The organism is Anaerocolumna sp. AGMB13025, assembly GCF_029689925.1.
Lineage (GTDB): Bacteria > Bacillota > Clostridia > Lachnospirales > Lachnospiraceae > Anaerocolumna.
In genome coordinates this window covers 1,074,458-1,096,202 of record NZ_CP121445.1, presented here as the reverse complement: position 1 = coordinate 1,096,202, position 21,745 = coordinate 1,074,458, and the positions used below count along the sequence as shown (strand labels likewise).

General features: G+C 38.2%; 20 protein-coding genes and 1 other annotated feature (1 of these 21 only partly in view). Of the genes, 4 read left to right on the top strand and 16 right to left on the bottom strand.

Annotation, left to right across the window (positions count from 1 at the left end; all coding sequences use genetic code 11):
• Positions 1-18: 18 nt before the first annotated feature.
• Positions 19-1,692, bottom strand: coding sequence for an extracellular solute-binding protein (locus QA584_RS04590; protein WP_278273326.1), 1,674 nt, complete (start codon positions 1,690-1,692; stop codon positions 19-21).
• Between the two features lie 165 nt (positions 1,693-1,857).
• On the bottom strand, positions 1,858-3,726 hold the full coding sequence (locus QA584_RS04585) for an AraC family transcriptional regulator (RefSeq protein WP_278273325.1): 1,869 nt from the start codon (positions 3,724-3,726) through the stop codon (positions 1,858-1,860).
• Between the two features lie 657 nt (positions 3,727-4,383).
• Between QA584_RS04585 and QA584_RS04580 the strand changes: the two genes are divergently transcribed.
• Positions 4,384-4,632, top strand: coding sequence for a hypothetical protein (locus tag QA584_RS04580; RefSeq protein WP_278273324.1), 249 nt, complete (start codon positions 4,384-4,386; stop codon positions 4,630-4,632).
• Between the two features lie 11 nt (positions 4,633-4,643).
• On the opposite strand, the gene QA584_RS04575 is transcribed toward QA584_RS04580, so the two are convergent.
• The gene (locus QA584_RS04575) at positions 4,644-5,972 is read right to left on the bottom strand and encodes a replication-associated recombination protein A (RefSeq protein ID WP_278273323.1); all 1,329 of its coding nucleotides are present in this window, start codon (positions 5,970-5,972) and stop codon (positions 4,644-4,646) included.
• Between the two features lie 606 nt (positions 5,973-6,578).
• On the opposite strand from QA584_RS04575, the gene QA584_RS04570 reads away from it, so the two are divergent.
• A complete protein-coding gene (locus QA584_RS04570; protein WP_278273322.1) occupies positions 6,579-6,755 on the top strand; it encodes a DUF4250 domain-containing protein in 177 nt (58 codons plus the stop codon).
• 9 nt (positions 6,756-6,764) lie between these two features.
• The gene (locus tag QA584_RS04565) at positions 6,765-7,421 is read left to right on the top strand and encodes a YigZ family protein (protein ID WP_278273321.1); all 657 of its coding nucleotides are present in this window, start codon (positions 6,765-6,767) and stop codon (positions 7,419-7,421) included.
• Positions 7,422-7,597: 176 nt separating this feature from the next.
• Here QA584_RS04565 and QA584_RS04560 read toward each other — a convergent pair whose 3' ends face one another.
• Entirely contained in the window at positions 7,598-7,888 is a 291-nt protein-coding gene (locus tag QA584_RS04560) for a DUF6514 family protein (RefSeq protein ID WP_278273320.1), read from the bottom strand.
• A 360-nt stretch (positions 7,889-8,248) separates the two neighbouring features.
• Between QA584_RS04560 and QA584_RS04555 the strand changes: the two genes are divergently transcribed.
• Entirely contained in the window at positions 8,249-10,993 is a 2,745-nt protein-coding gene (locus QA584_RS04555; protein WP_278273319.1) for a transglycosylase domain-containing protein, read from the top strand.
• 236 nt (positions 10,994-11,229) lie between these two features.
• On the opposite strand, the gene QA584_RS04550 is transcribed toward QA584_RS04555, so the two are convergent.
• The 12 genes from QA584_RS04550 to QA584_RS04495 all read right to left on the bottom strand — a co-directional run bounded on the left by QA584_RS04550 (position 11,230) and on the right by QA584_RS04495 (position 21,644).
• Positions 11,230-11,586: a SpoVA/SpoVAEb family sporulation membrane protein gene (locus QA584_RS04550; RefSeq protein WP_278273318.1), complete on the bottom strand. Its 357-nt coding sequence runs from the start codon at positions 11,584-11,586 to the stop codon at positions 11,230-11,232.
• A 45-nt stretch (positions 11,587-11,631) separates the two neighbouring features.
• Positions 11,632-12,684, bottom strand: a complete 1,053-nt coding sequence (locus QA584_RS04545; RefSeq protein WP_278273317.1) for a stage V sporulation protein AD — start codon at positions 12,682-12,684, stop codon at positions 11,632-11,634.
• A 106-nt stretch (positions 12,685-12,790) separates the two neighbouring features.
• Positions 12,791-13,297, bottom strand: coding sequence for a stage V sporulation protein AC (spoVAC, locus tag QA584_RS04540; RefSeq protein ID WP_278273316.1), 507 nt, complete (start codon positions 13,295-13,297; stop codon positions 12,791-12,793).
• A 260-nt stretch (positions 13,298-13,557) separates the two neighbouring features.
• A complete protein-coding gene (locus QA584_RS04535) occupies positions 13,558-13,980 on the bottom strand; it encodes a stage V sporulation protein AB (RefSeq protein WP_278273315.1) in 423 nt (140 codons plus the stop codon).
• On the bottom strand, positions 13,967-14,596 hold the full coding sequence (locus QA584_RS04530) for a stage V sporulation protein AA (protein WP_278273314.1): 630 nt from the start codon (positions 14,594-14,596) through the stop codon (positions 13,967-13,969). The genes QA584_RS04535 and QA584_RS04530 overlap by 14 nt, the downstream gene beginning before the upstream one ends.
• Complete coding sequence (locus QA584_RS04525) at positions 14,596-14,748, bottom strand: hypothetical protein (RefSeq protein ID WP_278273313.1); 153 nt, start codon at positions 14,746-14,748, stop codon at positions 14,596-14,598. Before QA584_RS04525 ends, QA584_RS04530 begins: the two co-directional genes overlap by 1 nt.
• Before the next feature lie 207 nt (positions 14,749-14,955).
• Positions 14,956-15,669 carry an RNA polymerase sporulation sigma factor SigF gene (gene sigF / locus QA584_RS04520; RefSeq protein WP_278273312.1) on the bottom strand — a complete coding sequence of 238 codons (714 nt, stop codon included), beginning with the start codon at positions 15,667-15,669 and terminating at the stop codon, positions 14,956-14,958.
• A gap of 112 nt (positions 15,670-15,781) precedes the next feature.
• Positions 15,782-16,204, bottom strand: a complete 423-nt coding sequence (gene spoIIAB, locus QA584_RS04515) for an anti-sigma F factor (RefSeq protein WP_278273311.1) — start codon at positions 16,202-16,204, stop codon at positions 15,782-15,784.
• A gap of 68 nt (positions 16,205-16,272) precedes the next feature.
• Positions 16,273-16,674 (bottom strand): anti-sigma F factor antagonist, encoded by a 402-nt coding sequence (spoIIAA, locus tag QA584_RS04510; protein ID WP_278273310.1) that lies wholly within the window; start codon positions 16,672-16,674, stop codon positions 16,273-16,275.
• A 399-nt stretch (positions 16,675-17,073) separates the two neighbouring features.
• The gene (locus tag QA584_RS04505) at positions 17,074-18,480 is read right to left on the bottom strand and encodes a tetratricopeptide repeat protein (RefSeq protein WP_278273309.1); all 1,407 of its coding nucleotides are present in this window, start codon (positions 18,478-18,480) and stop codon (positions 17,074-17,076) included.
• Positions 18,481-18,546: 66 nt separating this feature from the next.
• Entirely contained in the window at positions 18,547-18,687 is a 141-nt protein-coding gene (locus tag QA584_RS04500; RefSeq protein ID WP_278273308.1) for a hypothetical protein, read from the bottom strand.
• 293 nt (positions 18,688-18,980) lie between these two features.
• Positions 18,981-21,644 carry a valine--tRNA ligase gene (locus QA584_RS04495; RefSeq protein WP_278273307.1) on the bottom strand — a complete coding sequence of 888 codons (2,664 nt, stop codon included), beginning with the start codon at positions 21,642-21,644 and terminating at the stop codon, positions 18,981-18,983.
• An 87-nt stretch (positions 21,645-21,731) separates the two neighbouring features.
• Positions 21,732-21,745: a binding site (T-box leader), on the bottom strand (it continues 224 nt past the right edge of the window).

Genomic DNA, 21,745 nt, shown 5'->3' with positions numbered 1-21,745 from the left:
ATATCAGGATGGCATTTATTATCTTGACTGGTATCGATTGGTAGCGCTCTGATATACATTGATCATATCCTGTATGTGGAGGCTTTCCAGTTTACTGCGGTAGTCTTCAAAATTATCAAGAGATTCGCTTCCTGTTATGAATTTTAGAGCCATTTCATTTACATAAGTATTGATATCCTCATTAAAATAGCTGATTGTTTCCGCTTCCTGCTCATTAAATAATAGGAAATTTGATATCATATTCTGGGTACCCATCTGTTTCCAGAGCCTTAAAGCCTCCGGCTGTGAGCCCAGATTGTATTTTTTAGATAATATGTAATTTAAATCTGTATCTTCTTTGGTGTGCCACTGCTGAGGAGTCTGTCCGAGTAACTGTTCCTTGGTCGCATTCTCCGGAATGGTAAGCAATACCGGAACACCCTCCTGCATTTCATAACCAACTCCTTCTTCGCCATTGGCTAACATTAAATCAATATCATCCAGATACAGTGCATCCAGTAATGCAATACAAGCTTCCGGGTCTTTTGCATCTGCCGTAATGTATTTGTTATCACCCAAGGATCTTGAGCTGCCTCGTAAGCCGCCTAATGGCTCGCCTTTTTTTAATATAGGATATTGTGCGGGTTTTAAGGCTTTAGTCGAATCTTTGGATTCTGTGGTTACATAGTATTTATTACCGTAATTCCAGAGGTGGGTTACGATTGAACCAACTTTATCTCCTGCTAACATAGACATAATATCGTCATTGGTTACTGTCGGAAAATCCGGATTAATATAACCTGCTTCATACCAGTTATGTAACACTGTCAGATAATCCTTATATGCCTCTTCATATGGTCCAAATGCAACTTTTCCGTCATTTTTTACGAAGTATCCATCGTCATCAATACCAAATGCAGAAGAAAAATAATTAGAACCTTTATAGGAATCCTGATCAAAAGCAAGGGGATAATCCACTCCGCTGTCTTTTAATGCTTTTAACATATTTGTCCAGTCATCTATTGTTTCTGGCATAGCAAGTCCGGTTTTAGCCAGCAAATCCGAACGGATCAATGGTCCTGAGAAAGTAAGATCTGCCTCCTGACTGCCGCAAATTTTTGAACCAAGCCTTACTACCCTGCCTTGATCATCAACTGCTGCTTTCTTTAAAAACTCATCACTCATAACCAAACGGTTGAAGTTTGGTGTATAGGTATTGTTAATGTAATCCGTGTAATCAAAAAGAATTTTATCAGCATAGGCCATTTCAATACCACCCGGATAATAAGAATCGATACCGCCGCAGAAAATCAGATCCGGCAGTTTATCCGAAGCCATTAAAACGGAAAAATTATCACTTTCCTGACCGATAGGAGGTGATACAAATTCAAACTTACAGTTTAATTTCTTTTCTAAATCTTTAATCGCCGCATAATCTTCCATATTGGAAGTAGCTTTGGCATTATTACCGGTCATTGAAAACCAGATGGTAAAAGTCGTGCCCTGCAAATCCGGATGTCCTTCTTCATCGTAAGTAAAGCGACTGCCTGATCCTTCTTTCGTGCCTGCCGTTTCATTAACCGTCTGTGTGTCACCTCCGGTAGCCCCATTTCCCCCGGCAGTCTGTGTATCATTCTTCTTGCAGGCAGACAGACTGAACATCATAGCAGTAATTACAAGCAAGATTACCGCCAGTCTTAAAAATTTCTTCATAAAAATACCTCCTGTTTATTTAGTTTCCCCAAGTCACCCCAATTGGTTTTTTGTACGGTTCTTGGACAATTCCACTATACATCCCGAAATACTGCTTCGTAAATTATCACATTCTGCCATACACAGGAATATCATTTTTTGTTTATACTATAAATTTTATATATACTAAAATTGACCCTCTATATTCTGTTTTTGCCCTTCTAAATATTCCTTATACTGCCCAGGTGTAAGCCCCTCGTTCTTTTTAAATACGCGGATAAATACTACATCTGAATAAAATCCTGTCATTTCGGCTATTTTCTTTATTTTTATATTCTTATTCTTCATCATAAGCTCTTTCGCAAGGGTAATTCGGTATTGATGAATATATTCCAATATTCCCATACCAGTCTGCTTCTTAAAATATCTCGATAGATAGGAGGGTGATACCTCTAGTGTCTCAGCTATATCAGAAACAGAAAAGTTACTGTCTTCTACTCTGTTTTTTATTACGGAAAGTATTTTATCCACAGAACATTTCTCTGATTCCCTTTTCTCATCTTCATCTTCTGACTTCTGCTGCAGTTTTCCAACGGTCTGATACGCTTCATTCAGATTTTGCATTTCTTTGAACGTATTGCTTAAATACACGTTACCAACAAGACTATCTTCTTTTTTTAACAATCCTCTTATGTATTGCGTACCGTTTTGCAGTTCCTTATGATATGTAAATGCATTCTCTGCTGTTCCAGTTATCAAACAATAATACTGATCTTCCATCTTTATAACCGCTGCATCTTCAAAGACAGGACTAAACTTTAATATCCTGTCTTTCAGAAAATCTTTGATGGATTGGAAAGGACCCAGCAGCACCTCGTCAAATTTACTCCTCTCATCATTTTCCAGGGTAACCAACATAAGTCCATGCCATTTCTCCTCCAAATCTATTCCATACAAACGACACCCCTCTTTTATTCCCTGGTCAGAGGCAACATGCCCCCGCATTACCTTTTCTAAATACGCTTCTTTTAATTCATCCGAATAATGTTTCACAGTAAGAATCAGCTGATCATTCTGATTCTTTACCTGATGGAAAGAAAAATCCATCCGCTTGCTGAATAGAAAACTTAAAAATACGGTAATCCCAATACAAAAGATCAGAGCTACTACAGCATACATCTTGGCAAATTGTATGGAATTGTGAAATACAGAATTAGGCGTGAGATAAATGAATGACAGTCCATACTGGGGGGATTGTAAGGTCTGGATTCTATATTTCATGTGATTTATAATATACTCACCTTTATTTATAGTATTTTCTTTAATCTGATTTAAATACTCCGTACCAGTATCACTACTCCAGGTACTGCAGATACAGTTGTCTTTAAAAAACACCAGAATCTGGTCAGAGATTTTAAGCCGGAGTCTATTCAGTATTTCAGAGAAAAATTTCTTCTTAAGCTGAACTACCACTACCGCCTGGGGAGAACCTGTCCGGATATTTAAGACCTTAGATATAATACTGCAGCTTTCACCGTCTGTCAGGCTATCCATAGAATCCACACTTATATTCAGCTTTATATTAAGCTTCGTAATCCAGTCGTTATAATCCCCTGCATAATTTAAGGAATGGAAGTATTTGATATCAGCCGTATTATTATTGGAAATAATCTTATTGAACTGCGGATAGTACACATAGACCTGTTCCACCTGTTCATATCCGCTGATCAAATCCTTAAGTCCTTTTAATATCTCAAATTCACTGTAATAATTCCGCTGTTTTTCTTTCGCATAATCCACAATCAGGGAATCCTTGCGAATACGGTTTGTCAGATTTAATGCCATTTTAAAGTTCTGGTCAATTTCATCCCTGATTTCCTCAAATACTACCTCTCCGGAATTCTTAATTTCCCTCTGGACAAGATTTAAGGAATTCAAACCGATAAACACCGCCACACAAACCGGTATTAAGATTAACAACAGCATAGTTTTAAAGATTGATTGAAAGGTAGACAATGTAACACCCCTGTACATTGAAAATGATAACTTTTTCATAAACTTCTTCTCCTTTTTTATTGCTTAACTGACCGCCCCAGATCTTTTGTTTATCAATATTTGCTATATAAAATTCCATATTTTTTATCTATTTCGCATAAACCTTTTTTGCATCTACAAGCCTGTTATTGTATTTTAGCACATCAACCCTTGTACTTTAATATACAGTTTTTGTATATCATAGATAATTTTTGATATTTCGAATGGGAATGATGCTGTAATAATTTATAATATACAGAATTTAGAATGAAAGGCTCTGGGCCTATGGATGAAAAGATATTAATGCTTTAGAAGTTTCAGAGATTTTACAATCACTCAAACTTCACAGTTATTTTTCCTTGGATTCAAGATATAATCAGCTAGGAAGGAATTTAAGAGAGTATTGTTTGCATTTGAATTAAATTCTGGGCTGATTTTATCAAGTATTATTAAGCTTATTAACTGAGAAGTTTGAGTCTTTATAGTGAAAGAAATTTATGGAGGGACTCCTTTTGTTCCTTTTATCATCACGATTCAATCAATTATATTGCTATAACTGTTTCTATCCGATATAATTAATCTATGATACTTAGTAATTGCGAAATCAGGTGGATTTTATTTTACCACTATTAGTGTTCCACAATTACCTATAAATTGATTTTTTAGAAAGGAGTAAACATGAAATCTATCAAGCGTATTTTCGCTCTTATAGCTGTAATTTTTTTATTATCCCTGATTGGTCTTACTGTATATGCGGCACTTACTTCTTCCCCTAACTCACACGCTTTATTTCAGGCCTGCTTATACTCTATTGTTGTAATTCCCATTATGATATATGCTTATATGCTGGTATATCGTCTGGTTAAGAAAAATGATCCGGATACTAATATAAATGATAATCAGGAAACGAAAAAGGATAACAAATAGGATTGATTACCTTATTCCTCCGCTTCTCTTTTCAGCCGCTGCAAATGTTCTTTTAAATCTTTTTCATATCCTTGATCTGATAGGGTATAAAAAACCCTGTCCTTTAATTCATCCGGCAGATATTGCTGTTTGACATAATGATTTTTATACACATGGGCATATTTATATCCCAGTCCATGACCTAATTTTGCAGCGCCTTTATAGTGTGAATCCATGAGATATGAGGGAATCGTAGCGGTTTTCTCATTCTTTACTGCCTCCATGGCCGCTCCGATGGCCTCAACGGAAGAATTGCTTTTCGGAGCGCAGGCCACATAAGCCGCAGCCTGGGCAAGTATAATCTGGGATTCTGGCATGCCGATCCTTTCAACAGCCTGGGCCGCAGCCGTAGCAACTACAATGGCATTCGGATCTGCATTGGACACATCCTCTGAGGCGCAGATCATGATCCTTCTGGCTATAAAGGTTACACTTTCCCCCGCATAGAGCATTCTTGCCAGATAATAAACCGCAGCATCCGGATCAGACCCTCTCATACTTTTAATAAAAGCCGAAATGGTATCATAATGATTGTCCCCGGACTTATCATACCGTACCACTCTTTTCTGGATACATTCACCGGCAACCGGTAAGGTAATGTGAATCTTCCCGTCATCTGAGCGTTCCGTCGTTAAGACTCCAAGTTCAATGGCATTTAAAGCAGCTCTTGCATCCCCGTTGGCAATATCTGATAGAAACTCTAAGGCATCCTCATCAATTTCCGCATGATAGCTGCCCATTCCCCTCTCTTCATCATAAACTGCCCTTAAAAGCAACTCCTTTATATCTTCTTTCTCCAGGGATTTCAGTTCGAATATAATGGAACGGGACAATAAAGCGCTGTTTACTTCAAAATATGGATTTTCCGTCGTAGCCCCAATCAAAATAATGGTTCCATCCTCTACAAAAGGCAGAAGGTAATCCTGCTGACTCTTATTAAACCGGTGAATCTCATCGATAAACAATATAGTTTTCTTACCATACATACCAGAGTTATCCTTAGCCTGAGCAATAACCTCCTCCATATCTTTCTTTCCGGCAGAGGTGGCGTTAATCTGGGTAAAAACAGCACTGGTGGTTCCAGCAATAACCTTTGCTATCGTAGTTTTACCGGTTCCCGGTGGTCCGTAAAAGATTATGGAACTGATTTTATCCGCTTTAATAGCACGGTACAGCAATTTATCCTTCCCAATAATATGACTTTGACCTACCACCTCGTCCAGCGTTCTTGGCCGAAGCCTCGAAGCCAGTGGTGATTCTTTCTCCTGATTATTACTTCTCATATATTCAAATAAATCCAAACAAAACACCTCCTAAATTCCAATAAATAAACCAATACATCAGCCCTTCGCTAAATGCTGACGTCACTATTTATATTGTATAGAAAATGACAATAAGAGTCAACCAGTAACAGCATTGTACAAGGTAAACATCGGAAGGTCATACTGCAAAATAGTTTTTGAAATCGACAATACAGATATTTGAAATGGGAAAACGCAGTTTAGGACTATAATTAAGTCATTTAAACTTGGAGCACTGCGCCAAGGGGGAAATGAGTAATTGTCTGAGACTGCCTCCCATCCTGGAATAATCACTTGATTTCTCCCAATTCTATGATAAAATAGAGAAATCACAAAGAGAAAACTTACATTCAAAAATCGATAACCGCTAATAAATCAAATGGGAGTTAAGTTGAAAAAACAAGAGCACTTTTTTCAACATCTTGATTTGCATGTGTGCTAAAAGCACACAGATGGGAGTTAAGTTGAAAAAACAAGAGCACTTTTTTCAACATCCTGATTTGCATGTGTGCTAAAGCACACAGATGGGAGTTAAGTTGAAAAACAAGAGCACTTTTTCAACATCCTGATTTGCATGTGTGCTAAAGCACACAGATGGGAGTTAAAATGGCAATTCCAAAGGATCCTGTAATATTACTCAGCTATGTGAATACTCAGTTAAGAGATAATTATCCCAATCTGACCGAATTATGTGAAAGTTTAGATATTAATGAAAGCGAATTAGTAGAATGCCTGGGAGCGATACAATACCAATATGATCCGGGGCAGAATCAATTCAAATAGGAGATGACTATGTCAAAATCTTATCGTACCATCCATCACGGCGGTACAGGTGAAATAGTTGAGAAAAAGTCAAGATTTATAGCAAATACCGCTTATGTATCCTCAGAAGAAGAAGCCCTGGAATTCATAGCGCAGCAAAGGAAGAATCACTGGGATGCAAGGCACAATTGTTATGCATATGTAATTGGTTATAATGATGAGATACAGCGGTGCAGTGATGACGGTGAACCTTCCAAAACCGCCGGAAGACCTATTCTTGATATACTGCTTTTAGAGAATCTACACAATGCAGTGGTAGTGGTTACCAGATATTTCGGAGGGACGCTTCTTGGAACCGGTGGATTAGTACGGGCTTACCAAAGTGCTGCAAAGGAAGGTATTCATGCAAGTACGATAATTGAACGGTATTATGGTTTTATAGTTCAGGTCATTGCCGATTATACTGGGATTGGAAAACTCCAGTATATAGCAGCCCAATACCACCTTACAGTCCTTCAAAGTGATTATACCGACCTTGTCACCATGACCCTTTTAGTACCAGAAGATCTTTATACCGAGTATATAAATAAAGCCACAGAGGCAGTTAATGGAAAAATAACTGTCACCATAGAAGATAAGGTATACTATGCTGATGTCGACGGTACTATTAAATTATTTGACAAATAATTAACCATTTTGTTTGAACAAAGTGTAAAATAATAAAACAGGAAGTCCCTTAAAGTAACCTTAAGAGACTTCCTGTGTCAAGACCACTAACTTTTTGCACACAACTTAATGCAGAATAATACTTTTAAACATATTTTCCTACTTACCTACTATGTAATTAAAATGCTTTTTTATAGTCAACAGTAATCACTAACCAGGTCATCCACGATTTCAAGCATTGTGACCAGTGTTACACCGTTATCCCATAGTTTAAATACCATGTCTTTTACGATATCCCTCGAATAAGATATAGGATCTGTGTACTCCGTCTCCATATAATCTTCCAAATGCTTTACTATTTTTATTCCATATAAACTTATATCTTGTCCACGATCTTTAAAGTCTTCCACCAGATAATAATCCAGCTGAACTTCTTTATTATCTTCCATAACCATTGTTTTCGTACCTTCTAAATAAAGTTTTCTCATTGCCCCTCCCTATAAATCCATCCAGTAATTATTTTTAAAGCATCTTCTCTTACAGTAGGTTTAAATCTAATTATATTATATATTTGTTATAATATGAAGAAAAGCATAATGACTCGCATAAATCGCCTCTTTTCGACAACTCGCTCTTTTTTCTCACGATATGTAAAAATTAACAGAAATTATCCCATTATAATCTTCGTAAATGTGAATTTTATGACAATTACCTACATTTTTATGGAGCAACAGTTTGTTGCCTTGGCATAACAGGACGTTTCATTCCCTGTGATTTACAGGAGGGTTAAAAAAATCTTTATTTTGTAGTAACAATTTGGTATAATAACAGGATAAAGGAGGTTTATTATGGACTTTAGCAAAAAGGGAACTGCAAAAAAACAACGGCAGATAAAATCTACTTCCAGAAAAGTTGCCTCGAAAGCGGGAGTGTCTCTTTTCAGAGTGTTTTTAATAGGGATTGTTTTTTTGGCTATTATCGGTTCATTTGCAGGCTTCGGTGTTTTAAACGGCCTTGCTGACAGTGCGCCAAGCATTGATCAGATCAATGTTATTCCGACCGGATTTACCACCACGATATATGACAGAGACGGTAATGTGATAGAAACCCTGGCCGGTGCAGAAGCTAACCGCGTATATGTTACGATAGATGAGATACCAAAAGTACTTCAAAACTGCGTTATCAGTATAGAAGATGAGCGTTTTTACCAACACAATGGTATTGATATAAAAGGTATCTTCCGTGCTTTCTTTTCCGGTATCAGCAAAGGCGACTTTGATGAAGGTGCCAGTACCATAACCCAGCAGCTGATCAAGAACCAGGTATTTAACGGCGGTGCCGAAGATAACTTTACGGACCGTATGATAAGAAAGGTACAGGAATGGTATCTGGCTGTCCAGTTAGAAGACCGTCTGGACAAAAAATCCATTCTGGAATATTATCTGAACAACATAAATCTCGGTGCCGGTACTTACGGCGTACAGACTGCGTCAAAGCGATACTTTAATAAGGATGTGGGCGATTTGACCTTGTCGGAAGCAGCCGTTATTGCTGCGATTGCACAGTCACCGACTAATATGAACCCCATCTCCCATCCGGAAAAAAATTCACAGCGTCGTGCCCAGGTCCTTGCTAATATGAAAACCCAGGGGTTGTGTACGGATAAAGAATACCAGGAAGCTGTGAATGATGATGTGTACTCCAGAATCCAATCGGTGAATGAAGAGCAAAGTACCACTTCTTATTACAGCTATTTCGTAGATGAGGTAATTGAGCAGGTAATTGAGGATTTACAGGCGAAAAAAGGCTATACCTATACTCAGGCCAGTAACGCCTTATACAGCGGCGGTCTAAGTATTTACACCACCTTGGATTCCAAGATTCAGGGCATCGTAGATGAGGTTTATTCCAATGAAGATTATTTTCCTGAAATCGGTAAAGACTCTTTCTGGGAATTAACCTATGCTCTCTCCCTCGAAAAGAAAGACGGGACTACCATACACTATCATACCAATGATTTGGTGGAATATTTTAAATCAAAATCCTCCTTCTCCACTTATTTTTCCAGTAAAGATGATGCCCTTCAAAAGGTTTCGGAATTTAAGGATGCCATGATCGAGGATGGAGATACGGTTCTTGGTGAGAATACAAGCCTTATCATCCAACCCCAGTCCTCCATGGTCATTATGGACCAGACCACCGGACAAGTCGTTGCACTAGAAGGCGGCAGAGGTGAAAAGACCGGTAACAGGACATTAAACCGGGCCACCAATACCACCAGACAGCCGGGTTCTACTTTTAAAGTATTATCCACTTATCTTCCGGCACTGGATTCGGCTGGTATGACCTTAGCCTCGGTTATAGATGATGCGCCGTATAAATACCCGGATTCCGATAAGTATGTAAGTAACTGGAACGGGGAAAAATACGAAGGGTTTACTACCTTAAGGCAGGCTATTACCAATTCCATGAATATTGTAACCGTTAAAACTTTAGCCCAGGTAACACCTCAGGTCGGATTTGATTATCTGTCAAAATTAGGCTTTTCTACCATAGTAGACAACAGAACCTCCGATTCCGGAAAGGTCTATTCAGATATTAATCTATCTATGGCGCTTGGCGGTATTACAGACGGTGTCTCAAATCTTGAATTAACCGCAGCCTATGCTGCGATTGCCAATCATGGGGTATATACCAAGCCAACCTTTTACACGAAAATTCTAGATCATGATAATAAAGTTTTAATTAAGAACAAGTCCACAGAACGTCAGGTAATGAAGGAATCCACCGCATATCTTTTGACCAGTGCCATGGAGGATGTTGTAAAAAAAGGAACCGGTACTTCCGTTCGATTTAATGAAATTAATATGCCGATTGCCGGTAAAACCGGTACTACTTCCGATGATAATGACCTTTGGTTTGCAGGTTTTACCCCCTATTATACTGCTTCAATCTGGTCAGGCTTTGATACGAACCGCAGCCAGACTAATAAAAGCTATCAAAAGATCATCTGGCGTGATATTATGCAAAAAATTCATGAAGAAAAAGATTTAGAATCGGTGCCCTTTACAAAACCGGATTCTATCATATCAAGACAGATTTGTACCAAGAGCGGTAAACTGGCTGTAGATGGTTTATGTGATAAATATATCGGTGGGTCCACTGTTAGGACAGAATACTTTGCCAAAGGTACCGAACCCCGTGAAAAATGTGATGTCCATGTAAAAGTGACCATATGCAAGGATTCGAAAAAAATTGCCAATGAATTTTGTCCGGAAGCTTCGAAAGAAGAGGTGGTATACCTAATTAAGGATGAAAAGAGCCCAACCGACGATACACCATTTATAAGACCAACCCAGACTTGTAATCTTCACAATGCCAAAACCGCAGCTACACCTCCGCCGGCAGGAAATTATCCTCCAGGGGGCGGGGGACCAAACATTACACCTCCTGCAGGCACTAATCCTGGTACAGGTAATAATCCCGGTAACAATACCGGAGGAGAAACCAGCGGGAATACCACAGAGAGTTCAGGAGAAGAAGGTACTAACGATGCGAATGATGTAGAATTCTACTATGATTTCGGTCAGTAAATAACACATTCATAACAAAAAGGAAGAGCCGAGTCAAAACTATAAATGTTTTGATCGGCTCTTTTAACGTATTACATCTATATTAAAAGCCATTCTATACCTCGTATTTTAATTGAGTCAGTATTTCTTTATTTTCATCATCCAGATTAATACTCGTTAAATATTAAACTATAAATTAAATATATCAAAACATAACAGATTAATTAAGGTATACAAATGGCTTGAAATATACTGCTCTAGTCCTTTAACTTCGGATTAAAAAACCAGGAGGCAATATAACTAAAGATTAATGCGGCCGATATTCCGACTGCCGAAGAAGTAAAACCTCCTTTGAATAAACCGATGAACCCTTCCTCCGTCAGAGATTTTTTAATTCCTTTAAAAAGGGTATTCCCAAAACCGCTAAGGGGTACGCTAGCTCCTGCACCCGCCCATTTTGCAAAGGGTTCATAAATACCAAGAGCTCCTAATAAAGCTCCAGAGCAGACCAGTATTACCATGATCCTGCCTGGCATAAGTTTTGTGTTATCCATTAAAATCTGAACTGCTGCGCAGATTGCTCCTCCTACTAAAAATGCTTTCAAATAATCCATATGCTTCTCCTATCCGACTTTATTACACAAAATGTAAATAAGCTTTTAACTGCTCTCTAAGATAACTCCATGGGCAATTCCCGGTACTGTATTCCCTTCATTATAGCTTACCTGGGAAAGCAAAGCCCCTGTTGGTACAAATAAGACGCGGGTCCATTCATGCCGTAATAATTTAGGGAAAATATAGCCTGTCAGTGTTATGGCGCTGCACCCGCAGCCGCTGCCGCCTGCATGGGTATCCTGAACTTCTTTATCAAAGATTTGAATGCCACAGTCCATGTGATTGCCGCTTATATCAAATCCGTCCTGTTTTAACAAATCGATTAGTATATCTTTACCCACATATCCCAAGTCTCCGGTAACGATTTTATCATAATAATCCGGAAGGACATTTAAATCCTTTAAATTCTGGGATATGGTGTTATAGGCTGCCGGAGCCATACAAGCACCCATATTCATGGAATCTTTTAAGCCATAATCCACGATTTTACCGATGGTTACGCCTTTTACCCTGATCGTTCCGTTTTCGGGATTACTTTGTTTCGTTTTTACGGAAGACTTTTCTTTGCTTAGAACTACTCCACCGCTGCCGGTAACAGTCCAGGAAGCAGATAAGGGTCTTTGATTTCCATAACCTAAAGGAAAACGGAACTGTTTTTCTGCTCCTGCAAAATGGCTCGATGTTATAGATAGGACTTTATCTGCAAATCCGCCGTCTACCAGCATAGAACCGACTGCAATGGCTTCTCCCATGGTAGAACATGCACCATAGATACCAAGCATTGGAATATTTAAATCAGAAATTCCAAAAGAAGTAGCTATTAACTGACCCAGTAAGTCTCCTCCCACTAAAAACCGGATATCCTCACTTTTTAATCCCGCTTTTTCGATTGCCAGTTCTGCGGCACGTTTCATCAGTCGGCTTTCTGCGTCTTCCCAGCTTTTTCCTCCAAACATGGGATCTTCTTCGATCTGATCAAAGAAACTGCCCAGAGGACCTTCTCCTTCCTTCTTACCTGCAACAGAGGAACCGGATAGTATATAGGGAGGATCTTCAAATAGAATACTTTGTTTTCCTATTGCTTTATTTGTTTTCATTATGTCATCCTTTCTAAACCTATATTTTCCTTCACCCATCCCGTCATGCTGATGCTTTAACAGGCATCACTAATAGGGGAATTCTTTCTTTTAACTTTCACTGCAGTTATTTAACCACACCTAGTTCCATCAGGATATAATAGATAACCCCCAGGAGCCAGGAGAAAAAGATACCGTAGAGAATAACAGGTCCTGCTATGGTAAAGATTTTACAACCAATACCAAATACCTGACCCTCTTTCTTATATTCTACTGCCGGCGCGGCTACCGAATTGGCAAAACCGGTTATAGGCACCACACTTCCGGCTCCTGCAAATTTTGCAAGTTTGGGGTATATATTAAGACCGGTTAATAAAACTGCTAAGAAAATCAGCGTCAAAGAAGTATAACCTGCGGCTAATTCTTCCCCAGCTCCCCAGTATTTGTATAGATTTAACAGCCCCTGTCCAAGAGTGCAGATTAATCCCCCCACAAAGAAGGCTTTGCATAAATTGGCAAAGGCACTGTGTTTCGGGGTCATATCCTTTACATATTGATTGTAAATCTGCTCTTTTTTATTTTTATCCTTTTCTATTACCACATCCTGGGCTGTTACTTTATTTTTATCTGGCATTGTAATCAACTCCTTACATTTTAGTATAATATTTTAGGCGTCTGCAAACCCACAACCCTGCAAATACTTTGCCTAATTTCAATCATTTTCTGATTTTTATTATTTTCTAATTTCTATCTTTTTTTGATTTCTATCTTTTTTTGATTTCTATCTTTTTGTGATTTCTATCTTTTTGCGATTTCTATCTTTTTGCGATTTCTATCTTTTTGTGATTTCTATCTTTTTGTGATTTCTATCTTTTTGTGATTTCTATCTTTAGATTACTGTCCACTAATAAATAACTGATAAAAGGCACCAATCCCTTTCCCCAATGCCAGGCATAACACAATTACCGGTATTCCAAACTTTAAGCGGATCCGGTAAGTTAATACCGGAAAAACCTTAAGCACTTCTTCTAGTGCTACTGCCAGACACCCGATAAATCCTCCGGAGAACAGGCCAAACATAACAAGACCTACCGTGCCAAGAGGAATATTCACTTCAAAGATTAATACGATATTTCCAATAGTAGCCCCAAGTACTACCAAATCTTCATATAAATGAAGTTTATTTGCCGTATTCGTCCTGACTGCCAGCCTTGTGAGGACGCCTATTAAGGTAATAAAGGTAAATAGTCCCGCAGCTACTACAAGTCCAGCGGTAATTCCTATTAAAATTAAAAGACCATATTTATAAAATATCAATGGTTTTCCCCTCTCTGCTGGCATTCTCAATCAAAGTTTTGTCCATATCTTCTTCATATAAACGCATCTGAACTTGCATGGGGGTAGGGTCGTTACCGAGTTTTATCTTAGAAAAGTGGTTAAAGAAGATAATAATCCCAATCGGTATGCCGATGGAATAGGAAATCTCCAGAATAGAGGCACCATCCTTTTCATTTCCCATTATCAGTTTATATATAATATAAAATACTTCCTTCACATTAGCATCTTCATTAAAGGTCATTATCGTAAATGCAGCTCCGAAAAATACCATCAACGATACCATAATCACTTTTATATATTCAAAAATCTTAAGTTTCTTAGAAGGCGGATCGTAGTGAATAATAAAATCCGTTTCCCCCAGATTAATGATTTGCACTTTAGGGTATGCATTATTGATGTTTTCAATGAGCTTTAAAATGGAAAAGATATAATTCCCTTTTTTACTGGTTGGGACATCAAAAATAATCTGACTCTTTAAATCATTTACCATAATTGTGTCAACGCTGTATAATTTTGCAATATCATTTAAAAAAACCGTCTTATTTTTGACCATATTATTTTTATCGATTTTTATATACAGAATTGTCTTATCCATCAGATAACCGCCTCGTTGCAGTACTCCCTTACAAGGGTACCTTTAAATTCCTTAGGACCATCCTTTTGAACAAGGAATGCGATTGCCACCGTTACAAAAAATACTGCCAGTACGATTGCTACAATATATAGTTTTCGCTTTAAAATCATCATTCATCACCTCTTATCCCGCTAATCAAAATCTATTTCTGGTGAAATTACAGAAACAACGTGTCATAAAACATTAAAAAGCATCAGTAAATACTACTGATGCTTTAGATAATTTTGTTTATTCATTTTATTTCAGTTACTATACTTTACTAAGTGTTATTAATTTGTTAATTATTATTTGTTACTATTACATTAATATACTGGGAATATTTACATCATCCTTTCCCGCATTTTTAATAAAATTTTCTTTTCAAGGCGGGAAACCTGTACCTGTGATATCCCTAATTCTTTAGCGATATCTGTCTGGGTTCTATTCATAAAGTATCGAAGCCTGATTAATTCCTGGTCCTTTTCATCTAAGGATGCAATGGTTTCCTTTAATGCAAGCTTGTCAATCATATTTTCATTTTCATCATTGGTTTGTTCTAACTTATCAATTAAATAAATGGCGTTGCCGTCCCCTTGATATATTGTTTTATATAAAGATTCTACTTCCGCTCCGGATTCCAGAGCCATTACTACTTCTTCCTTGGCAAGATTAAGTTCTGTGCTGATTTCTTCTAAGGTGGGTTCTCTGCCGTATAAACTGCTTAGTTTTTCTCTGGTAATCCTTATCTTACCGGCGGTTTCCTTCATGGAACGGCTTACTTTAATCACCCCGTCATCCCGAAGGAACCGCTTTATTTCTCCCATAATCATGGGAACTGCATACGTGGAGAATTTAACATCATAGGACATATCAAATTTATCGATGGCTTTTATTAAGCCAATACTTCCAATCTGAAACAGATCTTCCGGCTCATGACCCCTGCACATAAATCTCCTTACAATACTCCATACCAACCCAATATTTTCAGTTATAACCCTATCTCTTGCCTCTTTATCTCCCTGCTGTGACAGACGAATCAGTTCTAATGTATCCACTGTTTCACTCCCTTCTTATTTGTACTAAACTTTACGATTCCGTGACCAAAGTATACCTGCCAGACAGGCTGCACTTAATCACTAATCCCAAGGAGCATTATCTGTTGCTTTATCAATGGATTAGTTTTTTCATCTTAACTGTTGTTCCTTCACCCAGTTTTGATTCTACTTCCAAATCATCCATAAAGGCTTCCATAAAGGAAAACCCCATACCGGAACGCTCCAATTCCGGTCTCGTGGTATATAAGGGCTCCATTGCTTTTTCTATATCCTCTATCCCTTTTCCGGTATCGGCCACTTCAATAAATACTTCGTGATTGCAGATACGACAACTTATTTTTACCTTTCCTGCACCATTGTTATATCCATGAATAATGGAATTGGTTACAGCCTCTGAAACTGCTGTTTTAATGTCAGCAATCTCTTCAATGGTGGGATCTAGCTGGGCTACAAACCCGGCCACTACCATTCTTGCAAAACTTTCATTCCTTGACTGGCTTTCAATTTCGAGTAACATTTCGTTAGTATAATCCATACTTATCCTCCTGCTTAAGAACGCCCTCCCATGGGCTGCTTATCAGCCTCTACTGCGTCCAACTTATTTTAATTAAGGTTAAATTTCTTCACCGCTTCTTCTATGGTTTCGAATTTATGAATAATTTTATATAATCCGGATAATCGAAAAATCCTGTCAACGCTTTGATTCACACCAGTTACTGCTACCTTTCCCCCTGTAAATATGATCTTTTTGTAACGACCCATAATTACTCCAATCCCAGAACTGTCCATGAATTCCGAACCGGTAAAATCAAATATGATATCCTTTATATTCTTCCCGGTAATCAGCTTGTCCGACTGTTCCCGAATGGAAATAGCATTGTGGTGATCGAGTTCTTCTAATAATTTTATAATAAGGCATTTATCAACAACCTCAAAGTCTGCTTTCACCCCCTCCCGCAGCTGTAGTATTGTAGTATTTCTTGGTTTCTTTTCCTGCTTGTCCATATTTACACCCCGCATATCGCAAGCTTCTTGCGATACTGCCACTATTTAAATAGGTTGAAAGAATCGCTCCGTGGCATCCTTTTGGTTTCTTATATTTTCTTTCAACCTTTACACCCATTGCATATCGCAAGTTCCTTGCGATACTGCCACTATTTAAATAGGTTGAAAGAATCGCTCCGTGGCATCCTTTTGGTTTCTTATATTTTCTTTCAACCTTTACACCCATTGCATATCGCAAGTTCCTTTACAAAAAGTACCTTTCAAATCTTGGTTTATCTTACATATAATTACATATTTTATCATATATTTACTGCTGTCTTTATAAAAAAAGACATCTCCAGTGATAGCTGTCACTGGAATTGCCTTTCTTTTCATTGTCATTTTATCTGCTGTATCGTATTAATTCAAACTGGACAATCGTTCCTGTGCTTCACCGGCCCGTTTGGAATCCGGGAATTTATCCAATATGATATTATAATATTTTTTCGCATTCTCATAATCACTTGATTGGTGATAGGACCTGGCGATAAAGTAGATCGCATCTACGTTCTCCGGGTCATATTCATAGGCTTTATTTAAAGTTTGGAGTGCTTCCTCATATTTTCTATCCGCATATAATACATCATGACCCTCATCATAAAGTTTTTCTGATGCTTTTATATAGGTGGCATCCTTAATCTGATTGTAAAGGTCTTTTGCCTCCTGTTTGTCTAGCTTATCAAACTCTACTTTGGACAGCTCATTCGCTACTTTGACGTAATCGATATTCGCGGCATTACCAGACATTAATTCCTGTACATAAAGTTGAGCCGCTTTAAACAATTCATTATAAATGGTATCATCATATTCCACCACTTGAAATCCATCAATTTGAGCCTGCAAATCCTTTACTTTTTGCTGAAGGTCTTTATTATCCTTATCAAGAGAACCCTGATTCTGTGAATTCTTATTGATTTGCTCGGTGTATTCTACTTCCTGTTTTTTAAGCTGATTTTTATAATTATTTTCCACTGTGGGCACAATTAGGAAAAATACACCTAATATACCAATTGCAATACCTAAAATAAGATTTACAAAGACCCACACATTCGGTTTGTCTTCTTTATAAGTAGTGGTAGGAAATACTGTAGGTTCCTGTACCCTTCTTACATTCTCCCGGTCGGTATTACCACTTTCCTCTCTAAGGGAGGTAGTCATCTCACCCAATTCATGGAGATATCTTAACGTTGTTGTATTGGATACATCTATTTTACTTGCTTTTATAAGGCACTTTACCGCCTTATCTGTCTCACCGCTCTTCATGTAAAGTAAGGCTAACAGCTGCAAGGCTTTTACAAAATGAGGATTTAAATTGGTAACTTTTTTTAGCTGGATAATTGCCAGGTCATCACTGCCTTGTTTTGCATACTGTAAGGCTGCATTATATTTTTTAATGGTCTGGTTCAAAGAATCTAATTTGGTTGGATTAGACTGTAAGGACTCCATATAATCATCCGCATCGTTTTGTTCTGCCTGAAAATGTTTGCTGATAACCCATTCACTTAAAGCAGATACCGTTTCCCCTACCTCGTAATAAATAAGTCCCAATAAGTTCCTGGCATTGGTGTTCCTCTTATTTAATTCGAGACTCTTTTTCAGTACCAGTATGGCACCGGACAAATCCCTTACTTTTGCTTTTTCCAGGCCTTCGTTATAATATTTATTGGATAACAAATACATTTTCCTGTATATTGTTAAATCCTCACCACACTTATCACAGCGGTTTCTCTTTGCTGCTATCGTGCTGCCGCATACCGGACAATTCATACTCATCTCCACCTAACCGTCTATTCTCATGTACAATTTATGGTTTACATTAAACTGATAAAAGTCTTATTTATCTTTTAAATCCTTAAGCATGGTCTTTATTATATCAGTAATATCCGATAAATCGTTATTATTAATTACCTCTTCTGCCTGATCCACTTCAAGGCTTGGCTGAAATTTAGCTATTTCTTCATCGAAATTAATCATGGTAACCTCTTTCTGGCTTTGCCAAATCTTATCACAGATTAAAAGAAATTTACAACCTGAACATATACATCATAACCAGTTTGAGAATAAAAATCAAGTTAATATTTGCCTGTATCAAAAGAATTCCAATAGAATGTACCGATTACATACATTCTATTGGCAACGAGCAGTATTATCTACTTCTATTATAATATTACTGGTTTTTTATGCAAGAAAAACTGTTCGATTTCAATCGACATAGTAACCTATATTTACCATAATAAATGGTTTTTACAACGTTACCAGTACCGCTTTTATTTACTCAGATGCTCTAACTGTTCACTGACCTGAGCCATCATATTGGTGTACTTTTCTAATTTTTCTTTTTCTTCTGCTATTTTGGCTTCAGGTGCTTTACTTACGAAACGTTCGTTGCTTAACATTCCCTTAACTCTGTTAAGTTCACCTTCCAGTCTTACTTTTTCTTTGGTAAGACGTTCGATTTCTTTTTCAATATCAACAAGGTCTGCAAATGGCATGTAGATCGCAGCTTCTGGAATTACAGCAGCCACGGAGTCCGAAGGAATGCCGGTTTTATCTGCCTGAATCGTAACTTCTGCGGCATAACCTAGAGTGGCAAAAAATACTTTGCTGTTATCAAAGACAGCTCTTACTTTATCACGTTCCGAAACCACAATAACAGAAGCTTTTCTGCTTGGCGGAACATTCATATCCGTGCGGACATTACGGATTCCTTTTACCGCAGCTTTTATTATTTCAACCGCTTCCTCTTCCTTTTGAAAGGTAAGTTCTTCTGTATAAACCGGCCACTGGGAAATCATAATGGATTCCTCTTCGCCGCTCTTTCCTTCCATTTCTTTTAAGGTACAGTAGATTTCCTCGGTAATAAAAGGCATATAAGGATGGAGCAGTTTTAACGATATGGTAAGCACCTGTTTTAAGGTCCACATAGCACCGGCTTTGGTCTCATCGGTTTCACTGTATAATCTGGGTTTTACCATCTCAATATACCAGTCACAGAATTCTTCCCATACAAAGTCATAGATTTTCTGCACTGCAATACCAAGTTCAAAATTGTCCATATTATCGGTAACATCTTTTACAAGTGAATTGGCTTTGGATAAAATCCATTTATCCGCATCGGTTAAGGTTTTAGGATCAATCGAATCTCCGGTTTTGGCCTTTTCTAAGTTCATCATAATGAACCTGGAGGCATTCCATACTTTATTAGCAAAGTTTCTGCTGGCTTCTACTCTTTCCCAGTAAAAACGCATATCATTGCCGGGAGCATTACCGGTGATTAAAGTAAGTCTTAAAGCGTCAGCACCGTATTTATCAATGATTTCAAGGGGATCAATACCATTGCCAAGGGATTTGCTCATCTTACGTCCCTGGGAATCTCTTACCAGACCGTGGATCAGCACTTTGCTAAAGGGTGCTTTGCCGGTATATTCAAATCCAGAGAATACCATACGGACAACCCAGAAGAAGATAATATCATATCCGGTTACCAATACATCGGTAGGATAAAAATAGTCTAAATCTGCCGTATTATCCGGCCATCCTAAGGTAGAAAACGGCCAAAGGGCAGAACTAAACCAGGTATCTAAGGTATCTTCATCCTGTTTGAAATGGTCATGACCGCATTTCGGGCATTTATCCGGTGTTTCTTTGGATACTATGACTTCCCCGCACTTTTCACAGTAATAAGCAGGAATTCGGTGTCCCCACCATAACTGCCTGGAGATACACCAGTCCCTGATGTTATCGGTCCAGTTAAAATATATCTTGTCAAAACGTTCCGGCACGAATTTAACTTCCCCAGTTTTAACTGCTTCTACCGCCGGTTTAATCAGTTCATCCATCTTAACAAACCACTGCTGTTTAATTAAGGGTTCTACCGTTGTCTTACATCTGTCATGGGTACCAACGTTGTGGACATGATCTTCCACTTTCACTAACAGCCCCATGTCCTCAAGTTCCTTAACCATTAACTTTCTGGCTTCATAACGGTCAAGCCCTGCATATTTACCGCCGTTGTGGTTAATTGTAGCATCATCATTCATTACATTGATTTCCGGCAGGTTATGTCTTTTACCCACTTCAAAGTCATTGGGGTCATGGGCTGGCGTAATCTTAACAACACCGGTACCAAATTCCTTATCTACATAGTTATCTGCAATAATAGGAATTTCTTTATTTACTAAAGGCAGAAGAACCATCTTCCCAATCAGATGCTTATATCTTTCATCCTCCGGATGAACTGCTACGGCTGAATCCCCAAGCATGGTCTCCGGTCTGGTCGTAGCCACTTCAACAAACTCATCGCTTCCCACAATAGGATATTTTATATGCCAGAAATGCCCAGCCTGTTCCTCATGTTCTACTTCCGCATCAGAAATACTGGTCTGACATACCGGACACCAGTTAATAATTCTGGAGCCTTTATAGATATAACCTTTTTCGTATAAACGGATAAAAACTTCCGTAACTGCTTTGGAACAACCTTCGTCCATGGTAAAGCGTTCCCGCTCCCAGTCACAGGAGGAACCAAGCTTCTTTAACTGACCGATAATCCTGCCGCCGTATTCTTCTTTCCATTCCCAGGCTCTTTTTAAAAACCCATCCCTGCCAAGACTTTCTTTATCAATACCTTCTTTTTTTAACTGCTCGATAATCTTAACTTCCGTCGCAATACTTGCATGGTCGGTTCCCGGCTGCCATAACGCATTATAACCCTGCATTCTCTTAAAACGGATCAGGATATCCTGCATGGTATTGTCAAGAGCATGTCCCATGTGTAACTGCCCCGTAATATTTGGCGGTGGAATTACAATGGTAAATGGTTTTTTACTTTTATCTACTTCGGCATGAAAATATTTCTTATTCAGCCATTTTGCATATAATCTGCCTTCTATGTCCTGGGGATCATAGGTTTTAGCGAGTTCTTTCTGCATGGTTTTATCTCCTTTAATCATAATATTCTACTTTTTAAAAAAATTGATACTGTGCATTTTTTGTAAAATAAAAAAAAGCCCTCCGCCTGAAAGGACGAAGA